Source organism: Oleidesulfovibrio sp. (assembly GCF_047973035.1).
Taxonomy (GTDB): Bacteria; Desulfobacterota; Desulfovibrionia; order Desulfovibrionales; family Desulfovibrionaceae; genus Oleidesulfovibrio.
In genome coordinates this window covers 101571-119146 of sequence record NZ_JBKEBF010000012.1, presented here as the reverse complement: position 1 = coordinate 119146, position 17576 = coordinate 101571, and the positions used below count along the sequence as shown (strand labels likewise).

Sequence of the window (17576 nt, the reverse complement as noted above, 5' to 3'; positions counted from 1 at the left end):
TGATACACAAGAACATTACATACGAAGCATTCGTGAGAGCAGGGCATTTATATGGCTTCGGGAAGTTGCATATTCGTCAGCTGTCATACCGGCACCAATACCTACAGCCCGCCGCAGGTCGGCACTGATAAAAGCGATGGCTTCATGCACTCCGCCGGTAACGGCAATTCGTGCTCCGGTTGCACGGCTCATGCGAACAACATGACCATTCGCCAGTGCATGGGGGCTATAGGCAGTTACGTCCAGCATGCAATTTTTTTCAGCTGCCAGAACCGCCTCTTCCTCCGTTATCAATCCGGGGCTGCTGAGTAAATCGCACCCGCCCTCTATGGCAGCCAGATTGGTTCCTTCCTCCACATGACCGCTCAGATACTGACCAAGGACGGCCACAAACTGTGCTCCGGCGGCGCGGGCTTCCGCGATGGCATCAGGCAGCAGAGCAGATGGCATGTACGCAAGCTCACACCCAGCGATAACGTCGATTCCCGCGTATAGTGAAAGAGAGCGCGCTACAGGTGCTAGCTGATTGAGCACTGGATGCATGGTTGCAGCGTCGACCCGCTCCGTAAACGTGACGGCACGCAGGCCTGCAAGTTTTGCCATGCGGACAGCTTCGGCGGGAGCCATAGAGCCGCAACTTAAGGATGTGTATGCGCGTAATTCGATCATATGGTTTTGTAGCGTGTTGCCGGACGTCTGGCAAACGGCAGAACAGCCTGTTTATGGATGAAAAGTGAGTAGTCGGCAGCGCTGCCCACAAAAAAAGCCCGCAAAAGCGGGCCTGATGTTTTTACAGACAGACAGTCCGGAACTACATTTTGTACTTTGTCACCGGTTCAAGTTTGCGCAGCAGTTCTTCCAGTTCATCCTCAGATGCATCGCCTGCGGGGCTAGGAGTGCCATCCTGCTTCAACAGTGCGGCAGCAGCATCAGAAGGGCTTTTTAACAACGCCGGATCGCCATGCATGGGGCGCAGACGCTCGTCACCGGCTTTTTGCAGCACTTCGCTGCTGACCATAATAGGTGCTTCTGCTCGCAGGGCCAGAGCTACTGCGTCAGAAGGCCTGCTGTCCACCCGTACAGTGGTTTCTCCCTGTATGATTTCCAGTTCGGCAAAGTAGGTGCCTTCACGCAGGTCCACCACATTGACCGCCACAAGTTTAGCGCCCATAGCGGCAAGAGAGGTAAGCAGCAGGTCATGTGTGAGCGGCCTTGGCGTTTCCACATCGTTCAGCGCCAACGATATTGCCATGGCTTCCATGGCGCCTATCCAGATGGGCAGAACATCATCACCTTCGCGCTGTTTCAGAACGAGTATGGGGGCTTTGGTTGCTTCATCAAGAGATAAGCCCATTACTTTCATTTCAACTACCATGCTTTCCCCGCAGGTTCTCCAAGCAGCGAATGCTTGCGTGCTTCTGTAATGGTTACAGGCATGATCTTGCCATACAGGTTGCAGGCTTCCGGCAGCATGACATTGATGACATATCCGTATTCATCGCGGCCCTGCCATGCAACAGCTTCTTCTGTATTAACTGATGGCTGTGCATCACCATCTGTATGCTTCGGACTCATGCTTTCAAAAAGTACATCTACAGTTTTGCCTACCATAGCACGCAACGCAGCATCAGTGCATTCATTTTGCTGTGCCTGCAAGAGGATGAGGCGTTCTGTCTTTTCTTCGCGCGATAGTTTGTCCGGCAGCATTTCCGCACGAGTTCCCGGCCTGTCAGAGTAGATGAACGAAAAACTTTGTACAAACGGTACGTTGCGCAAAGCATTCAGCGTCTGCTGAAAGTCGTCTTCTGTCTCTCCGGGAAAGCCGACAATAAGGTCTGTACTGATGACAATGTCGGGACGCGCCTGCTTAAGTTTTTCCACAATGCTCATAAAGCGGGCCATATCATACTTGCGGCCCATTTTTTTAAGCACGGCATCCGAACCGGACTGCAGGGGCAGGTGGACTCTGGGGCACAGATTTTTAAGCTTACCGAAAGCCGCGATTACCTCGTCGGCGATATCCTTGGGGTGCGGAGTCATAAAGCGCAGTCGTTCCAGACCGGGGATGGCTGCAATTTTATGAAGCAATTCGGAAAAAGTTGTTCCGTCGCCGTGCGAATCTTTGCCGAAGGAGTTCACATTCTGACCAAGCAGTGTGATTTCCCGCGTACCACGTTCCACAAGCTGGGTACACTCTTCCAGAACAGATTCTGTGCTGCGCGACTTCTGTCTGCCACGGGTATAAGGCACGATGCAGTACGCGCAGTAGTTATCGCACCCCTGCATGATGTTAACAAAGGCAGAAACGGGAACGGGAGCATTTTCCCATCCGGCATCGCGCTCTGGGTATTCTTCTGAAAAATCGAGCAGGCTTATGCGGGCATGTGGTTCGTGCACCAGTCGTTCGATAGCTTGCGGGGCGGATGCTGCTCCGTCAGTGCCAAAGACAAGGCGTACCTGATCAAAGCGCTTGAAAAAGCCTTTGCCGATCTGCTGAGCAACACAGCCGCCTATGCATATTGTCACGTTTCTTTTGTCGCGAGTCTGGCGCCGGATGCGACCGAGTAACGAGTATACTTTCTGCTCTGGCTTATCGCGAACAGAGCAGGTGTTGATAATGTATATGTGTGCCTCGTTTTCTGGCACTTGTGCAAATCCACGGGCTTCTAAAGCCCGTGCCAGCCAGTCAGAGTCGTTAACGTTCATCTGACAGCCGAAAGTGATTATATGAAATTTTTTCTGGTTCATTGGTATGATGGTTTGATGCAGATGCGGAAAATCAGGCATAACCTCAGGCTCTTGTGGGAACACCGCGCAAGATGGGCACAGAGGCTTTGCACAGGAAAGTAAAAATTACTTTTTATCAGCTGCTACTTCAGCAGTGTCGGACCCGGCCTGTTCATTGCTTTCAGTTTCTTCTTCGTTGCGGAACATTTTGGGAACGGGTTCTCCGGGTGCACGGATGCCCACAATAATGAATACGCAAAGCGGAACAAGGAAACACAAAATTCCCCAGAAATAGGGGTTCAGCCCTTTTTTGCGTGCATGGTATACACCGTAAGCTGGCGCAATAAGCCAGATAAGAAACATGTACACATATCCGAGGGACGTAAAAGAAAGATGGATCATAGTCGGGATATTTTTTCCTGAAAGGATGGTTTCGATAGTTGAGAGCAGCAGATTGTAGTGTTGCTGCTGCGTGTCTGGCACAGAGATAAGGCATATTGAGCTGTCGCGCAAGGACACGAGCTGCCTGCTGTATTTTTACAAAGCACTGGTAGGAGATCGTAGCATTTTTGGTATGTTGCACTTGTGCAGAGCACATGGCTATGCCATATCAGAAGGTATGAATTAACTGCCGGAGGATGAACTTATGAAAAAGCTGAAAGTCCGCGGTATGCAGAGTCCTGATTGTGCTGCTACCCTTACTCAGACTATTGAAACAGTAGATGGTGTGGAAACGGTGAACGTCAATCTGGCAACTGGCGAGATCACTTATGGTCCCGCGGAGTGCGTAGATTACAGCCTGCTGCGGGAAAAAGTGCGCGAAGCGGGATACGAGGTGGAAGACGAATAATCTTTTTACATGATAGTATTTTTTTGCATGTAACTTCCCGTTGATACAGCTGTATCAACGGGTTTTGTTGCCGTGTGTATAGTATGCAAAAAAACGTGTCCCGCTGTTGTGCAATAAAAGAGGCCCGCCAGTAATGGCGGGCCTTTGTATTTTTGTCAGCAGTACTCTGCTTAACCTTTCAGCAGGTCTCTTAGGCAGGCAAAGGCTTCGTCTACACCTTCGGGGTTTGTACCGCCAGCCTGTGCCATGTCCGGACGTCCGCCGCCGGAACCACCGATTTTGGCCGCCACTTCTTTAATAAGGACAGGCGCGGTGAATTTGCCGTGCAGGTCTTTGCTTACAGCAATGATCATGTGCACTTTATCGCCGTCAACTGCGACAAGGCAGGCAATGCCGGAAGCCAGCTTGGAGCGGACATCATCCATTACATCGCGCAGGGCTTTTACATTGGTAGCGGGAATTACAGCGGCGAGAACCTTTACACCGCCAATTTCTTCAACACTGTCCATCAGATCGCGCCCTTTGCCGGAAGCAGCCTGCGAAGCAAGCTTTTCCATATCCTTTTTCAGGCTGCGGACTTCTTTCTGGAGCGCTTTTACGCGACCCGCCACATCGCCGGGCTTGCCTTTTACCAGACCGGCAACTTCAGTCAGCTCAGCGCGCTGCTGCATGAACAACTTTACTGCATCCCAGCCTGTTACGGCTTCGATGCGTCGTATGCCTGCTGCCACACCACCTTCAGAGGTAATGTAGAAAGAACCGGCCTGACCGGTTGCTCGCAGATGGGTACCACCGCACAGCTCTACGGATTCGCCGGGAATGGAGACAACGCGCACTTCAGATTCGTATTTTTCGCCGAAGAGGGCCATTGCGCCTTTCTCAACAGCTGCATCATAGGCCATGTGTTCGGAATCAAGGTTGATATCTGCAAGGATTGCGCGGTTGACTTCGTTTTCCACTGCGGTGATTTCTTCAGGCGTCATAGCCGCGATATGGGTAAAGTCAAAACGCAGTCTGCTGGGCCCCACCAGAGAGCCTGCTTGCTTTACGTGGTCGCCCAGAACTTTGCGCAGGGCGGCATGCAGCAGGTGAGTGCAGGTATGGTTACGGGCAGAGGCAAATCGCTCTCCTTCGCGCACGGTGAGGGTAACAGCCTGATCTCGCAGGATGTCGCCCTTCGCAACTTTGATGACGTGCACCAGCAGTTTGCTCGAAGGCTTCAATGTGTCGGTTACTTCTGCTGCGCCGGTTTCAGATGTAGCATCACCGGTGTCACCCAGCTGACCGCCGGACTCACCGTAGAAGGGGGTACGAGTGGATACAAGGTATCCCTTTGCACCGGCAGCAAGCGATTCAACCGACTCCATTTCTTCGTTAAGCAGCACAATAATGCGGCTTTCGGCACTCAGGGTGTCGTAGCCGACAAATTCAGATGCGATGCCTTCTTCCAGTAACGCCTGAAAACGGGCAGCAAGAGTCTGCTCTCCGCCGCCTTTCCAGGCTGCTTTAGCGCGATTTTTTTGCTCCTGCATAAGAGCTTTGAAGCCGTCCTCATCAACGTTGAAGCCACGTTTTTCGGCGATATCGTTAACAATGTCGATGGGGAAGCCAAAGGTGTCGTACAGCTTGAAAGCCACTTCGCCGGTAACGCTGGCGCTGCCCTTTCCGGTAAGAGCTGCAAGTTCGTCTTCCAGCAGTGCAAGGCCCTTGTCCAGAGTCTTGTTGAAGCGGTCTTCTTCTTCGCGCACCACGCGGGCCATGAAGTCTTTGTTGTCGAGTAGTTCAGGGAAGGCTTCGCCCATTTCTTCGACAACCTTGAGGGCTGTCTTATATAGATAGGCACCTTCAAGGCCGATAAGGCGACCAAAGCGGTAAGCGCGGCGGATAAGGCGGCGCAGCACGTAGCCTCTGCCTTCATTGGAGGGCAGGATACCGTCTGCAATCATAAATGCGATTGCGCGGCTGTGGTCGGCGATAACGCGCAGGGCAGTATCTGTATCTTCCGAGTCTTTTTTGTACGAAACGCCTGCAAGCTCGGCAGTGTAGCTGATAAATGCCTGAAAGAGGTCGCAGTCGAAGTTGGACTGGACATGCTGGCAGACAGCGGCAATGCGCTCAAGGCCCATGCCGGTGTCGATACAGGGATTGGGCAGCGGGGTACGGGTACCATCTGCAGCCTGATCGTATTGCATGAACACGAGGTTCCAGATTTCAAGGAAGCGGTCGCAGTCGCATTTGCCGATACCGCAATCAGGGCCGCAGGTCATTTCTTCGCCCTGATCAATGTGGATTTCAGAGCAGGGACCGCAAGGGCCAGTGTCGCCCATGGACCAGAAGTTGTCTTTTTCGCCCAAGCGGAAAATACGTTCGGCAGGAACACCGGCAACGTTTTTCCATAGCTCTTCGGCTTCGTCGTCATCGCGGTAGATGGTGATGTACAGACGGTCTTTGGGCAAACCCAGATCTTTTGTGATGAAATCCCATGCGAAGCGGATTGCGTCTTCTTTGAAGTAATCGCCGAAGGAGAAGTTGCCCAGCATTTCAAAGAAGGTGTGGTGACGTGCTGTGCGACCTACGTTTTCAAGGTCGTTGTGCTTGCCACCTACGCGCAGGCATTTCTGCGAAGTGGTTGCACGGGAATATGCGCGCTTTTCCTGCCCGAGAAAGATTTTTTTGAACTGAACCATACCTGCGTTGGTAAACAGCAGGGTGGGGTCGTCATTGGGCACAAGCGAAGAAGAATCGACCACTTCGTGGCCGTTCTTGCGGAAAAATTCAAGAAAGCGGTGCCTGATTTCATTGGCGGTAATCACAGTTTCCTCTCCTGTCCAAATATGATCTCGAGCGCGCTGCTGCCATCGTTCAAAAAAGCCGCCCCTTTCGGGGCGGCAAAGACTCGTGTAGAGCGCGGATAAGCTGACGGCACGGCACTGTGGCGGTGCTGTGCTGCTATTCGGCCTGCTGACCGGCTGCTTCCTCGCTCTGCGCGGCTTCTCTCATGCCCAGATGCTCGAGGAGCTTTTGTTCAATGGCATCGCGCAGGGTTGTGTTTTCCTGAAGCATCTGACGGACGTTTTCTTTGCCCTGTCCCAGACGTTCTGAGCCGAATGCGTACCACGCGCCGCTTTTTTCCACAATGCCCGTTTCCACGCCCAGATCGAGAAGTTCGCCCGTTCGGGAGACTCCCTGACCGTAAAGAATATCAAACTGAGCTTCGCGGAAAGGAGGAGCAACTTTGTTTTTAACAATCTTTACGCGGACACGGTTACCGTAAACTTCTTCTTTATCTTTAAGGGTCTGTATCTTGCGAACGTCGATGCGGATGGAGCAGTAGAATTTCAGCGCGTTACCACCAGTGGTGGTTTCGGGGCTGCCGTAGCCCATGGTGCCGATCTTCATACGGATCTGGTTAATAAAAATTACAGACGTGCGGGATTTGTGGATAGTACCGGTAAGTTTACGCATGGCGTGCGACATCAGGCGTGCCTGAGAACCCACCTGAGTTTCACCCATGTTGCCTTCCAGTTCGGACTGGGGAATCAGTGCGGCAACGGAGTCAACAACCACAACGTCTACGGCATTGGAGCGCACCAGCATGTCGGCGATATCCAGTGCCTGTTCGCCGTAATCAGGCTGCGAAATGAGCAGTTCATCGGTTTTTACACCAAGGCGGCGGGCATAGTTGATGTCCAGCGCGTGCTCGGCGTCGATGAATGCGGCGGTGCCGCCTTGTTTCTGACACTCTGCAATCATATGCAGGGCAAGGGTGGTCTTACCGGAAGATTCCGGACCGTATATTTCAGTCACGCGGCCGCGGGGAATACCGCCGACACCAAGGGCAAGGTCAAGACCGATGGAGCCGGAGGGGATAATCGCAACATTCGCGTGGGCATCGTCGGAAAGTTTCATCACCGAGCCCGAGCCGTATTTGCGCTCAATGGTGCTCAGTGCGGTATTCAGCGCTTCACGGCGCATATCTTCAGGGCTGAGGGAAGATTTTTTCGACATATTAATGGACTCCGTAGACGGAAAAAATGTTTCTGGCTCAAAGGCAATACCAGAACCCGTAGTGCTGGGCAATGTTTTGGCCGGTACAAGGGTACGGTTCATTTTTTTGATAAGTACAAAGTGAACAGTTGCCAACAACGCGCTCGAACTTTATGACGAAAGGATGAGCGAAACGAACGAGCAACAGTACGATGCCATTGCCCTGTTATCCGGGGGGCTCGACTCTATACTTGCGGTAAAGGTAGTGCAGGAACAGGGACTCAAGGTCAAGTGCCTGCATTTTGTTACTCCGTTTTTCGGCAAGCCGCGCGAGGTTGAACGCTGGGAGACCATGTACGGGCTTGATATCGACGTGGTGGACGTGAGCGAAGATTTTGTCACCATGATGCGGGAACGTCCAACACATGGTTATGGCAAGGTTCTTAACCCCTGCGTGGACTGTAAAATTTTGATGATGCGCAAAACGCGCGAACTCATGCCGAAGTACGGCGCAAAATTTATTATTTCCGGCGAAGTGGTGGGCCAGCGTCCCATGTCGCAACGGCGCGATACGTTAAACGTTATCCGCCGTGATGCCGAAGTGCGCGATGTGCTGGTTCGTCCGTTGTGCGCAAAGCGGCTGGACCCCACTGAGGCTGAAGAAAAAGGCTGGATCGACCGCGAACAGCTGCTTTCCATTTCCGGTCGAGGCCGTAAAGAACAGCTTGCGCTGGCAGAAAAGTATCAACTGCCGGTTATTCCTACGCCTGCGGGAGGATGCAAGCTGGCAGAGCGTGAAAATGCCCGCCGCTACTGGCCTGTTCTCGACAGGCTGCCGGACCCTAAAGCCCGGGACTTCAAGCTGGCTAACGTAGGCCGGCAATACTGGTCAGGTAATCGCTGGCTGAGCATCGGCCGCAATAAAGGCGATAATGAAGGGCTGCGCAAACTTGCCAGAAAGGGTGACCTCCTATTTAAGGTTGTAGATTTCCCCGGTCCTATTGCTGTCGGCAGACAGATTGATGAAGACCCGTGGAGTCCGGAGGAAGTTGCTCATGCAGCAGCTTTTGTTGCTTCTTTTTCGCCCAAAGCGGTGCGAAGCGGTGAACTGGTTCAGGTTGAACTGAGCAGTAACGGGCACACCGGTTTTATGACAGTGATGCCTGACCGTGAAACGCCGATGAAGTGGGCTGAAAATGACTGGCTTGATGTGCGCGAGGACATCAAAGTAAAAGCGCGAAAACTATATAACGAATAACATTACAAAAATGTGTGCGGCACTCAATTTATGAGTGCCGCTTTATTTTTTCTGTTTCATGTCGAAAAAACTGTTGAAACACAGTTCGTCTGCGACTAGGAAATACATCCAGCCGTAATGCGGCAGGCATTTTTATGAGGAGTACTTAGAATATGACAACGCAACGTGACGGTTTTTCGTCTAAATTAGGGGTGCTGGCTGCTACTTTGGGGTCTGCGGTCGGTCTGGGTAACATCTGGAAATTTCCGTACATGACCGGAGAGAACGGCGGCGCTTCGTTCCTGCTGGTTTACATTATCGCCACCTTGGTGGTTGGTCTGCCTATTATGATTGCAGAAATCATGATGGGGCGTAAAGCACGCAGCAACGCAGTAGGAACGTTCCGCAAGCTCGCGCCCGGTACCCCCTGGTGGCTGGTCGGTCTTTCCGGCTGCATCGCTGCGTTTGTTATTCTTTCATTCTACACCAACGTTGTCGGTTGGGTGTTCTTTTATATTGTAAAAAGCCTTACAGGTGTGCTTAACGCCACAGACCCCAAAACAGGCGAAGCTGTTTTCGGTGCCATGGTAAGCGCTCCCTGGTCTTCTCTGATGTGGCAGTGGGGCGTACTTGCTCTTGTCAGTTACATCATCATCGGCGGTGTAAGCAAAGGTATTGAAAAAACAACCAAGACTTTGCTGCCTATTCTGTTTGTCATGCTGCTGCTGGTTTGCGCCCGTTCGCTTACGCTGCCCAAGGCTGCAGAGGGCCTCAGCTTCCTTTTCAATCCTGATTTCAGCAAAATTACCGGCAGCGTTGTGCTGATGGCAATGGGCCTTGCTTTCTTCAAGCTGTCCATCGGCATGGGCACTATGATGACCTACGGCAGCTACTTCCGCAGTGATGCCAACATCCCGCTGACCACCACCCGCGTTATGCTAGCGGACCTTACCGTTTCGCTGCTGGCCGGTATTGCGATCTTCCCTGCAGTCTTCAACTTCGGGTTTGAGCCTGCTGCCGGTCCCGGCCTGTTGTTTATGACAATTCCCGCAGTATTCAGTGCCATGCCTGCCGGTCAGATGTTTATGGTCGCTTTCTTTGTTCTTACCGGCATTGCCACCATCGGCGCCATGCTTTCGCTTATGGAAGTACCTGTTGCCTTCCTGACTGAAGCTTTCGGATGGTCGCGTATAACCGCTACCGTCGGTACTGCGCTTCTGTTGGCTGCCACCGGTGCTCCTGCAACTCTTTCGTTCAGCACCATGGCGGATGTGACTATCTTCGGGCTGAACTTCTTTGATTTCTACGATTACCTGTCTTCCAACATCCTGCTGCCTGGCGGCGGTATGCTTATCTGCGTATTTGTTGGCTGGGTATGGGGTAAGAAGAACATGAATGCTGAACTTTCCAACGGCGGCGTGCTGCACAACGCTTCCATTGTGAATGTTATCTTCCAGCTTATTCGTTGGGTAACGCCCGTGCTGGTGCTGCTGGTTATGCTGAATGGCCTCGGCATCATCAATCTTGGCTAATCCAGGCTGAATACCGATAAAACAGAACGCCTCTGCCGGAAACGGCAGGGGCGTTTTTGTATTTGCAGCTTCCGGAACAACATGGCGGGTGAGATAAATTGCAGAATCTGCCGACTGAGTTAAGTATATTTGTCTGCGTTAAAAATTTTAGACATGAAACGGGGGGCATTGTGGCAGTTCCGACTTTAGACAGACCGTGATGGTGAAACAGGGGCTGCCTGCCCAAAGTTGGTTAAGCAGCTAAAGGGGAAGCAATTCGTTAGTCCCTTGGCAGGAAAATCCGCAACTTGAAATATTTTTCGAGTTGGCATGGGGAAGGTGGCTGTTACGGGGTGAACTTACAACGGGTACTGAGTGAGCACTTTATGCGGAAGGTGCCGGTGAGCACTTCGGACATCGTTTTTTGCTATTTTCTCACCCTGACGATTTGTGCGTTATTTGCAGCAAGCAGGTCCCGAGTCTTCAGTCTTACAAGAGATTTTTCAGAACCTCCCCCGGTTATAACGGTTTCACGTTCCGCTACACGCGGGTCTACCAGAAAGGTGGCCGCAAAACCGAACGAAGGCGTTCCGCCGCATGGGTAACCTGACATGTGCAGTATTTCATCCGCGGTTGCCAGTCTGGGGCGTACACAATCCAGAGCCTTTGCAACCCGTGATGTGCTGGCTCTGTCAGGGCCGTGCACAATGGCTACGATCAGATTATTATCTGCATCTATCATGCATACGTTCTTTACCAGATCTTTTGTGTCTGCATTTGCGGCCTCAGCTGCTTCGGCAACACTGTGGCATGACTGCTCAAACGCCATGTGCTCTGCTGCGGGAATGTGCAGTGCAAGGTACGCTTTCATTTTTTCTTCAAAGACGTTTGCCATGGTGGATGCTTCCTGCTTTTTCATCCTGAACAGGTAAATCAGCTTGCGGGTGTGAAATGTGAATAGAAATAAGAGTGTTATCGATGGCAGGTGGCTGCGTCAATGTGCAGGGAGTAATTCTCTTTTTTTTGCACAGAATCAATGTGCAGGACGGAAGGAAAGAATGCTTGCGTGTTAGCTGAATCAGCCTGTGCCTCTTGCTGTTCCCGACCTGCTTACAGCCCGCAATCAAAGCCGAGACATGAAAGTGCTTTTGCCAGATCGCTACGCAGTACAGGTTTAAGCAGCAATTCGCTGATTCCTTTTTCCCGTGCGCCTTCGCGGGTCAGGCCTTCGCTGAATCCAGTACATAAAACGACCGGCAGGTCATTGCGAATAGCGTGTATTTTTTGCGCAAGCTCTGTACCTGTCATTCCGGGCATGGTCTGATCAGTAAGAACCAGCGTGAAATCCTGCGGGTTTTCTTTAATCAGACGGAGCGCCTCGGAAGGGGAGTGTACAATTGCCGGCGTGTAGCCCATGCTTTCCAGCATTTCGCCCATGATAACGGCAAGAGCCTCTTCATCGTCCACAACTAGCACCGAGCCGCTTCCCGCATGACTTGGGGCGGGGACTTCCTTTCCGGAAATTTGCTGCTGGCTGATAGCAGGAAGCAGAATAGTAAACAACGTGCCTTCGCCCGGCACGGAATCCACTTCAATGTTGCCTCCATGGGCGGTAACTATGCCGTGGACAAGGGCCAGCCCCATGCCTGAACCCTCGTCAGGCTTTTTGGTGGTGAAAAACGGGTTGAAAATATTATGAATGATTTCAGGATCAATGCCGTGGCCGGAGTCCTGCACTCGTAAGCGTACGTATTTGCCTTCTGGGACAGACTGGTTGCGGGCATTTGTGCTGTCCAGCATGATGGTATCCAGTGTCAGACTGAGCTTGCCGCCGGACTCCCGCATAGCATGTGCAGCATTGGCGCACAGATTCATCACTACCTGTTGGATCTGGCTTAAGTTTGCCTGAATTGAGGGCGCGTCCAGTGTATTCAACGAAATTTCAATGTTGGACGGCAGTGATGCCCGAAGCAGTTTTACAGTTTCCTTAACCGGTGAAGCAAGACTCAGCGGGTGGCGGGTAGGCTCTTCGTGCCTGCTGAATGTAAGAATCTGGTGAATGAGGTCGCGGGCGCGCTTCCCTGCTTCCAGAACGGCATCAAGCCTTCTGGATATGGGGGAATCTTCCGGTGCTGATGCGAGACTCATTTCCGTATAGCCCATCATTACACCGAGAATATTATTAAAATCGTGTGCAATGCCGCCAGCGAGTGTGCCTATGGCTTCCATCTTCTGCGATTGCCGTAACTGGGCTTCCAGTTGCTTACGGCCGCTGATGTCGTGAGCTACCAGTACCGTACCCTCCGGCTTGGCATGTTCGTCCGTGCCGGAAAAGAACGGTGAAAATGTAATCAGATAGTAACCGCCGAATATGGGCAGATACAATTCTTCCGTATGGCTTTCGCCCCGCTTCATATCCGGCAGGTTGTCAAAGATAGTTTCGTTGCCGGAGCCGAGCGAAAGCACAGTTCTGCTGTCCATTCCCACAAGGTCTTTGGGGTGATGGCCAAGTAATTTGCCCAGCGCCATGTTGCAGCGGTGAATTCGCAACTTGTTGTCGATAAGAACGATGATGTCCGGCACACTGTCGAAGGTTTTTTCCCACTCCTGCTTGGCGCGGATGATCATGCTTTCAACGGTCTTACGTTTGTCGATATCCTCAACCGTACCTTCAATGCCGGAAATTTCTCCCGCTTTACCTCGCACGGCCTTAGCGCTGACAGAAAGCCATATGGCAGAGCCGTCCGCACGGACAGCGCGAACTTCGTAGTCTGTAATGGTGCCTGTGGTGACTATGGTCTGCCACATGGCTTTGAAGTCGTCTTCATCAATATGGTGAAGAGTTCCATGGCCTTGTGCTGCCAGAACTTCATCGGGGGTCTGATAGCCGAAGATTTCTGCAAAGGCTGGATTCACACTGATTAACTCACCCCACGGGCGACATCTGAAAATACCGAGCATGGTATTTTCCACCAGTCTGCGCCAGTCCTTTTCCTCTTTGTTGAGCGCACGTAGCGCGATAGCCTGCTGTCTTCGCTGGTCGGCCTGCTGTTGCAGCCGTTGGAGTGATGAGCCGATGCGCCAGTCATCGCATAGCAGGATGTCGTCAACGCCTTCGCGCATGGCCTGCATAGCCAGCGTGGAGTCCGGCTCCGGCAGGATAATGGCAAAAGGAATCTTGTCGTTTATCGAACGGGCGGTCTGCATGACATCCTGCCATGACATGCCGGGAACATCCGGCTCGGTCAGGACAACGTCCCATGATTCATCAGCCATGGCACGTGAAAGTTGAACAGGGCCATCGACTATTGTGTAGGCAGGAGCAAGGCCGCATGCTGCAGCTTGAGAGACAATGGTGTTTGCCAGCTCTTCCGAAGGGGTAACAAACAGCAGGCGCAGAGGAGAAGCCATCCTTTGATCCTTTATAGGGGGGCGGACGTCCGGCAAAAAACCGGACGCCGCCATTGGTGTACTTGGCTGCAACGAAGCAGACACCGTCATACAGGCAAGGTGCGGCATTGTCATTTGCACGCTACCCACGGCTCGTTGACCATTCGCTCCAAGGCCTGGACCGTTATTTCAGCCCCTAGCAGCGAACCGGCCAGCGGGGTCAGCGGGACGTATCTGTATTCTACCTGTACCTGCACTCTGTCGCAGGGGTGTCCGGCATCACCTTCGATCAGTGCAGTTTCATCTGCACCGGCGGGGATGCTGCTCACAGTAACAGTGACTGCTTCTGCCGTGCTGCCTGTCAGCACTTCAGTCAGTTGTTTTGCTTCCGCTACAATGCTGTTGTAACGGGTTCCGTCGTCGTAGCCCTGACCGGTTACGGCGTAGCGTGCGCCGATAAGGGCTGCTTTATCAACAGTGGTACGGGCAAACAGGTTATACCCGAATTCAATGAGGCCGAAAACCATAAGCAGTAATACAGGCAGGATAAGCGCCAGTTCAAGCGAGCTTACCCCGCAGTCGCTGCGTCTGATTCTGTTATAAAAGCCAAACAGTGTACGCATGGAATTTCTCCTTGCTGCTCTAACGCAGCAGTCTCCAGCCAAGCTGTCGGCCTATCAGTTTAAACACATCATCGATGTCATACGGAGACGGTGCGTCAAAGTAGTGATCATCTGTACCGGATTTGCTTGATGCGATGGTACGCATGAGCTCTTTGTCCACCGTGTCGGAAACACCGTAGCGGATGGCAAAGATTTCAATTCCAGCATCTTTTGCCAGCTGTGCTTCGGTAAGCATCGCCGTGTTCAGAACGCCGCCGTCTTCGCAGTGCGAATCCATGTCCAGCATACCGTAGTAGGCGTTGGTCCAGTAGTTGTTCGGCGTGTAGCTTACTCTGTAACTACCGCCGCAGCTTCCGTCTTCGGTATCGCCGTCTGTCAGCAGGATGATAACCTTGCGCATATCTTTGGCAGCGGAACCTTCGGTAAAGGGCGCTTCGGGGGTGAGTACATGGCGTGCCCATTTCAGCCCTTCTGAAATGACAGTTCCGGAAGAGTCTCCGCGTGCATCCTGACGATCAATGGCGGCCATGATGACAGATCGATCTGCTGTAAGACCTTGGGTTAACGGTATTCCGGTGCATGTGCGGGAGGCCACACGCAGGTAGCTGTCACTGGGGTAGCGGTATTCCGGCTTTTTATATTCATCCAGCAGACCGTCTTTGTTTAACGATCCGTCAGCGTTACGGCAGCCGGAAGGTAGACCGTCCACGTCAGCAGGCAAACGTACTTTACCGCGGAAGGGAACAAGGCCGATTTTGACCGAAGTAGCCATACCTTCGGGCATGATGAGGTCGGCAAGGCGTGTTGCCGCGCGGTTTGTTTCTTCAATGGGAGAGCCGCGCATCGAGCCGGAGTTGTCGATGACAAAGACAACCTCAAGGTTATTATACCCTGCGGAAGCGTCTGCCCGAACTGTCGAGGAGCCGATGCCCAGAGCGCCGATGAAAATGGTATCTACCGTAGCCTCTGCGGAAACCGTAACGCTGCGTTCTTCCGCACCGGGGGATACGGATTTCACAACGGCGTCAGGGTAATTTGCTGTCATGAATTCATCGACAGCTGCTGTTACCAGCCCTTTGTCCATTGACGGATCATAGGGCAGCTGCAGGCTGCCGGCCAATGCCGCGGAATCCACGGCGGCCTGAAGGCGGCTGTGCGAAAGGTACAGCATGCCGGAGTCTATCCCCAGTCCCATTATTCCCAGAACAAGGGGTAACAGGACGGCGATCAGCGCTGCGGAAGCGCCTTCTGTAGCGTAGAGCAATGATCCTTTTCCGTTACGGAAGAGGCATGCTCGTCTGCGTAGTGAGAGTATAGAGCGGTTCATTTGCTTCTCCCGTGAACAGGTTGTTGGTAAAGATCGACTGGTATCCGTAGCTTACCTGTACCGTCACCATGGAACCATTGTCGGCAGTGATGACGTTGGTTGTTACGGCTGACGGCTCCAGACTGGTAACCAGAGAGCGTACGAATGCATCCAGATTTCCGGATTCACCGGTCAGCACCACATGCCGTGCGGCAGAGCGGCTGGCCTCGGTCAGTGCGGAGTACGTTCTGATGGTGTTGCCGCCTTCGATCAATACAAACAACAGGGCCGCCAGAACGGGAACAAGCAACGCAACCTCGATGGCGGCAAGGCCGCGTTCGTCCGAGATTATCGGCTTTAACATGGCGAACCTCCTGTGTGACGTAAGCCCGCTACAGTTGTTGAGCGGTTATTTCGTCAGCAGGGGTGAGGGTTGTGGGAACACGTACCGAACGCAGGTCTTCAAAGCTGCCTGACTGCATAAGTGCTTCGCAACGGCTGTTCGCTTGCGAAAGCGAAGCATGGTTGCCGAAAACCACACGGTGCCATGTTCCGTTGTTTTTGATGGTGAATGTCGCCACGCGGGCATCATAGCCTTGTCCGCGCAATTGTTCGGCCCGTGCGTTAGCCCTTTGGACGCTCTTCCATGAACTTTCATGCACGGCCCAGACTTTGTCTTGCGACTCTGCCGGCGCATTGACCACCACGGCCATAGGGTCGCTGTTTGTGCCGCCGGATACTGCAGGTACGGTGCTGGTGGCAGCCGTTGCAGTACGTATGGCCGGTGCGGCACTGACGTTCTGCATCGCCCGGGCGCTTGCCCTTTGTGCGATGTTCCCCGTAACCCCCATATGTGCTGCGCCTCGGGAAAGGCGCTGAACACTGTCGGTCGTCACTGCCGAAGTGCCTTCAGACAGCGATACTGCGCGCACCACAGGCGCGGCAGGTTGCCGCAGAGGCGGCAGAAGCGAAACACCGCTGACTGGCCGGACCGATGTTGATTCGAACCGTGCTGCCAGCTGGGCGCGTTTCAGGTTTTCTGCAGCACGCGCGTAGTAGCGCGGCTCCAGCGCGATGGCTTTTTCCAGAAAAATGACAGCCTCGCTGTATCTGCCCTGCAGGAACAGATAATACCCTACGTTATTGTGTGCAGAAGCCTCGGAACCGGCATTGCGGAACGCGATAAGTGCTTCGTCCAGCCTGTTCAGTCTGCACAGGGCCAGCCCCATATTGTTCCACGTCTTTTCCGCAGGCGCCCCCAGCCTTACGGCAAGACGAAAATGAGTAACGGCCTCGGCATCGCGCTGCATCATGGAAAGAGTCATGCCCATATTGTTATGCAACGTGGCGGAAGCAGGATGCTGGCTGAGAGCGGTTTCCAGCGTCTGGAAGGCCAACTCATGCTCTTTACGGTAATTGCGGTTGGCAGCAATGAATGCATAGCTGTTGGTCAGTTCCGGATTAAGCCGGACAGCTTTATGGAACATCTCCAGCGCTTCATCCATCAGCCCTGCTTTGAAATAAATCGCACCGGAGACTTCGCATGCCTGAGCATGCGCTGGTTCCAGAGCCAGCACCGCTTCCATGTCTGCCAGAGCATCCTGCTGCAGTCCTTGGCGATGCAGCAAAAGTCCGCGCTGAAAGCGGGCCTGAGTCAGCTGATTATCCAGCGCAGCAGCACGGCTGAATTGCTCAAAGGCCAGCTCCTCTTTATCCTGTGCCATAAAGCTGAGGCCGCGCATCAGGTGCTGACGTGCCTCTGCCTTGGCATCACCGGTTGTTTCTGCTTCGTCGTCATCGGGTAGCAGCGTTTTGCCGCTGTGATAGCGTTCCATAAGAGAAAGCGATGAACCGCTGTCTGCTTCTCTGGCGGCACAGCCGCCCAGCAGCAGGGTGGAAGCGATGAGTATAAGCATGAAGGGGGGGATGCGTTTCATGACGTTTC

At 53.1% G+C, this 17576-nt stretch carries 15 protein-coding genes; 3 read left to right on the top strand and 12 right to left on the bottom strand.

Annotated features, from left to right (window positions below; translation table 11 throughout):
• Positions 1-15: 15 nt before the first annotated feature.
• From ACK5LI_RS03695 to ACK5LI_RS03680, 4 genes are all read right to left on the bottom strand, one after another.
• Positions 16-669 carry a histidinol phosphate phosphatase domain-containing protein gene (locus ACK5LI_RS03695; protein ID WP_416946343.1) on the bottom strand — a complete coding sequence of 218 codons (654 nt, stop codon included), beginning with the start codon at positions 667-669 and terminating at the stop codon, positions 16-18.
• A 142-nt stretch (positions 670-811) separates the two neighbouring features.
• Positions 812-1375, bottom strand: coding sequence for a bifunctional nuclease family protein (locus ACK5LI_RS03690; protein WP_416946341.1), 564 nt, complete (start codon positions 1373-1375; stop codon positions 812-814).
• Positions 1369-2748 (bottom strand): tRNA (N6-isopentenyl adenosine(37)-C2)-methylthiotransferase MiaB, encoded by a 1380-nt coding sequence (gene miaB, locus ACK5LI_RS03685; RefSeq protein WP_416946417.1) that lies wholly within the window; start codon positions 2746-2748, stop codon positions 1369-1371. The genes ACK5LI_RS03690 and miaB overlap by 7 nt, the downstream gene beginning before the upstream one ends.
• 105 nt (positions 2749-2853) lie before the next feature.
• Entirely contained in the window at positions 2854-3246 is a 393-nt protein-coding gene (locus ACK5LI_RS03680; protein WP_416946339.1) for a hypothetical protein, read from the bottom strand.
• A gap of 127 nt (positions 3247-3373) precedes the next feature.
• Between ACK5LI_RS03680 and ACK5LI_RS03675 the strand changes: the two genes are divergently transcribed.
• Positions 3374-3577 carry a heavy-metal-associated domain-containing protein gene (locus ACK5LI_RS03675; RefSeq protein WP_416946337.1) on the top strand — a complete coding sequence of 68 codons (204 nt, stop codon included), beginning with the start codon at positions 3374-3376 and terminating at the stop codon, positions 3575-3577.
• A 170-nt stretch (positions 3578-3747) separates the two neighbouring features.
• On the opposite strand, the gene alaS is transcribed toward ACK5LI_RS03675, so the two are convergent.
• On the bottom strand, positions 3748-6390 hold the full coding sequence (gene alaS / locus ACK5LI_RS03670; protein WP_416946335.1) for an alanine--tRNA ligase: 2643 nt from the start codon (positions 6388-6390) through the stop codon (positions 3748-3750).
• A gap of 136 nt (positions 6391-6526) precedes the next feature.
• Positions 6527-7585, bottom strand: coding sequence for a recombinase RecA (gene recA, locus ACK5LI_RS03665; RefSeq protein ID WP_416946333.1), 1059 nt, complete (start codon positions 7583-7585; stop codon positions 6527-6529).
• Between the two features lie 163 nt (positions 7586-7748).
• On the opposite strand from recA, the gene ACK5LI_RS03660 reads away from it, so the two are divergent.
• Positions 7749-8822: a tRNA(5-methylaminomethyl-2-thiouridylate) methyltransferase gene (locus ACK5LI_RS03660; RefSeq protein WP_416946331.1), complete on the top strand. Its 1074-nt coding sequence runs from the start codon at positions 7749-7751 to the stop codon at positions 8820-8822.
• Between the two features lie 152 nt (positions 8823-8974).
• Entirely contained in the window at positions 8975-10333 is a 1359-nt protein-coding gene (locus ACK5LI_RS03655; protein ID WP_416946329.1) for a sodium-dependent transporter, read from the top strand.
• Positions 10334-10739: 406 nt separating this feature from the next.
• Here the strand turns inward: ACK5LI_RS03655 and ACK5LI_RS03650 are convergent, their stop codons facing one another.
• The 6 genes from ACK5LI_RS03650 to ACK5LI_RS03625 all read right to left on the bottom strand — a co-directional run bounded on the left by ACK5LI_RS03650 (position 10740) and on the right by ACK5LI_RS03625 (position 17568).
• Positions 10740-11207, bottom strand: coding sequence for an aminoacyl-tRNA deacylase (locus ACK5LI_RS03650; RefSeq protein ID WP_416946327.1), 468 nt, complete (start codon positions 11205-11207; stop codon positions 10740-10742).
• Between the two features lie 215 nt (positions 11208-11422).
• A complete protein-coding gene (locus ACK5LI_RS03645) occupies positions 11423-13723 on the bottom strand; it encodes a PAS domain S-box protein (RefSeq protein WP_416946325.1) in 2301 nt (766 codons plus the stop codon).
• A 110-nt stretch (positions 13724-13833) separates the two neighbouring features.
• Positions 13834-14325 (bottom strand): TadE/TadG family type IV pilus assembly protein, encoded by a 492-nt coding sequence (locus ACK5LI_RS03640; protein ID WP_416946323.1) that lies wholly within the window; start codon positions 14323-14325, stop codon positions 13834-13836.
• Between the two features lie 19 nt (positions 14326-14344).
• Positions 14345-15652: a vWA domain-containing protein gene (locus tag ACK5LI_RS03635; RefSeq protein WP_416946321.1), complete on the bottom strand. Its 1308-nt coding sequence runs from the start codon at positions 15650-15652 to the stop codon at positions 14345-14347.
• Positions 15603-15995: a TadE/TadG family type IV pilus assembly protein gene (locus ACK5LI_RS03630; protein WP_416946319.1), complete on the bottom strand. Its 393-nt coding sequence runs from the start codon at positions 15993-15995 to the stop codon at positions 15603-15605. Before ACK5LI_RS03630 ends, ACK5LI_RS03635 begins: the two co-directional genes overlap by 50 nt.
• 28 nt (positions 15996-16023) lie before the next feature.
• The gene (locus ACK5LI_RS03625) at positions 16024-17568 is read right to left on the bottom strand and encodes a tetratricopeptide repeat protein (RefSeq protein WP_416946317.1); all 1545 of its coding nucleotides are present in this window, start codon (positions 17566-17568) and stop codon (positions 16024-16026) included.
• Positions 17569-17576: the final 8 nt, after the last annotated feature.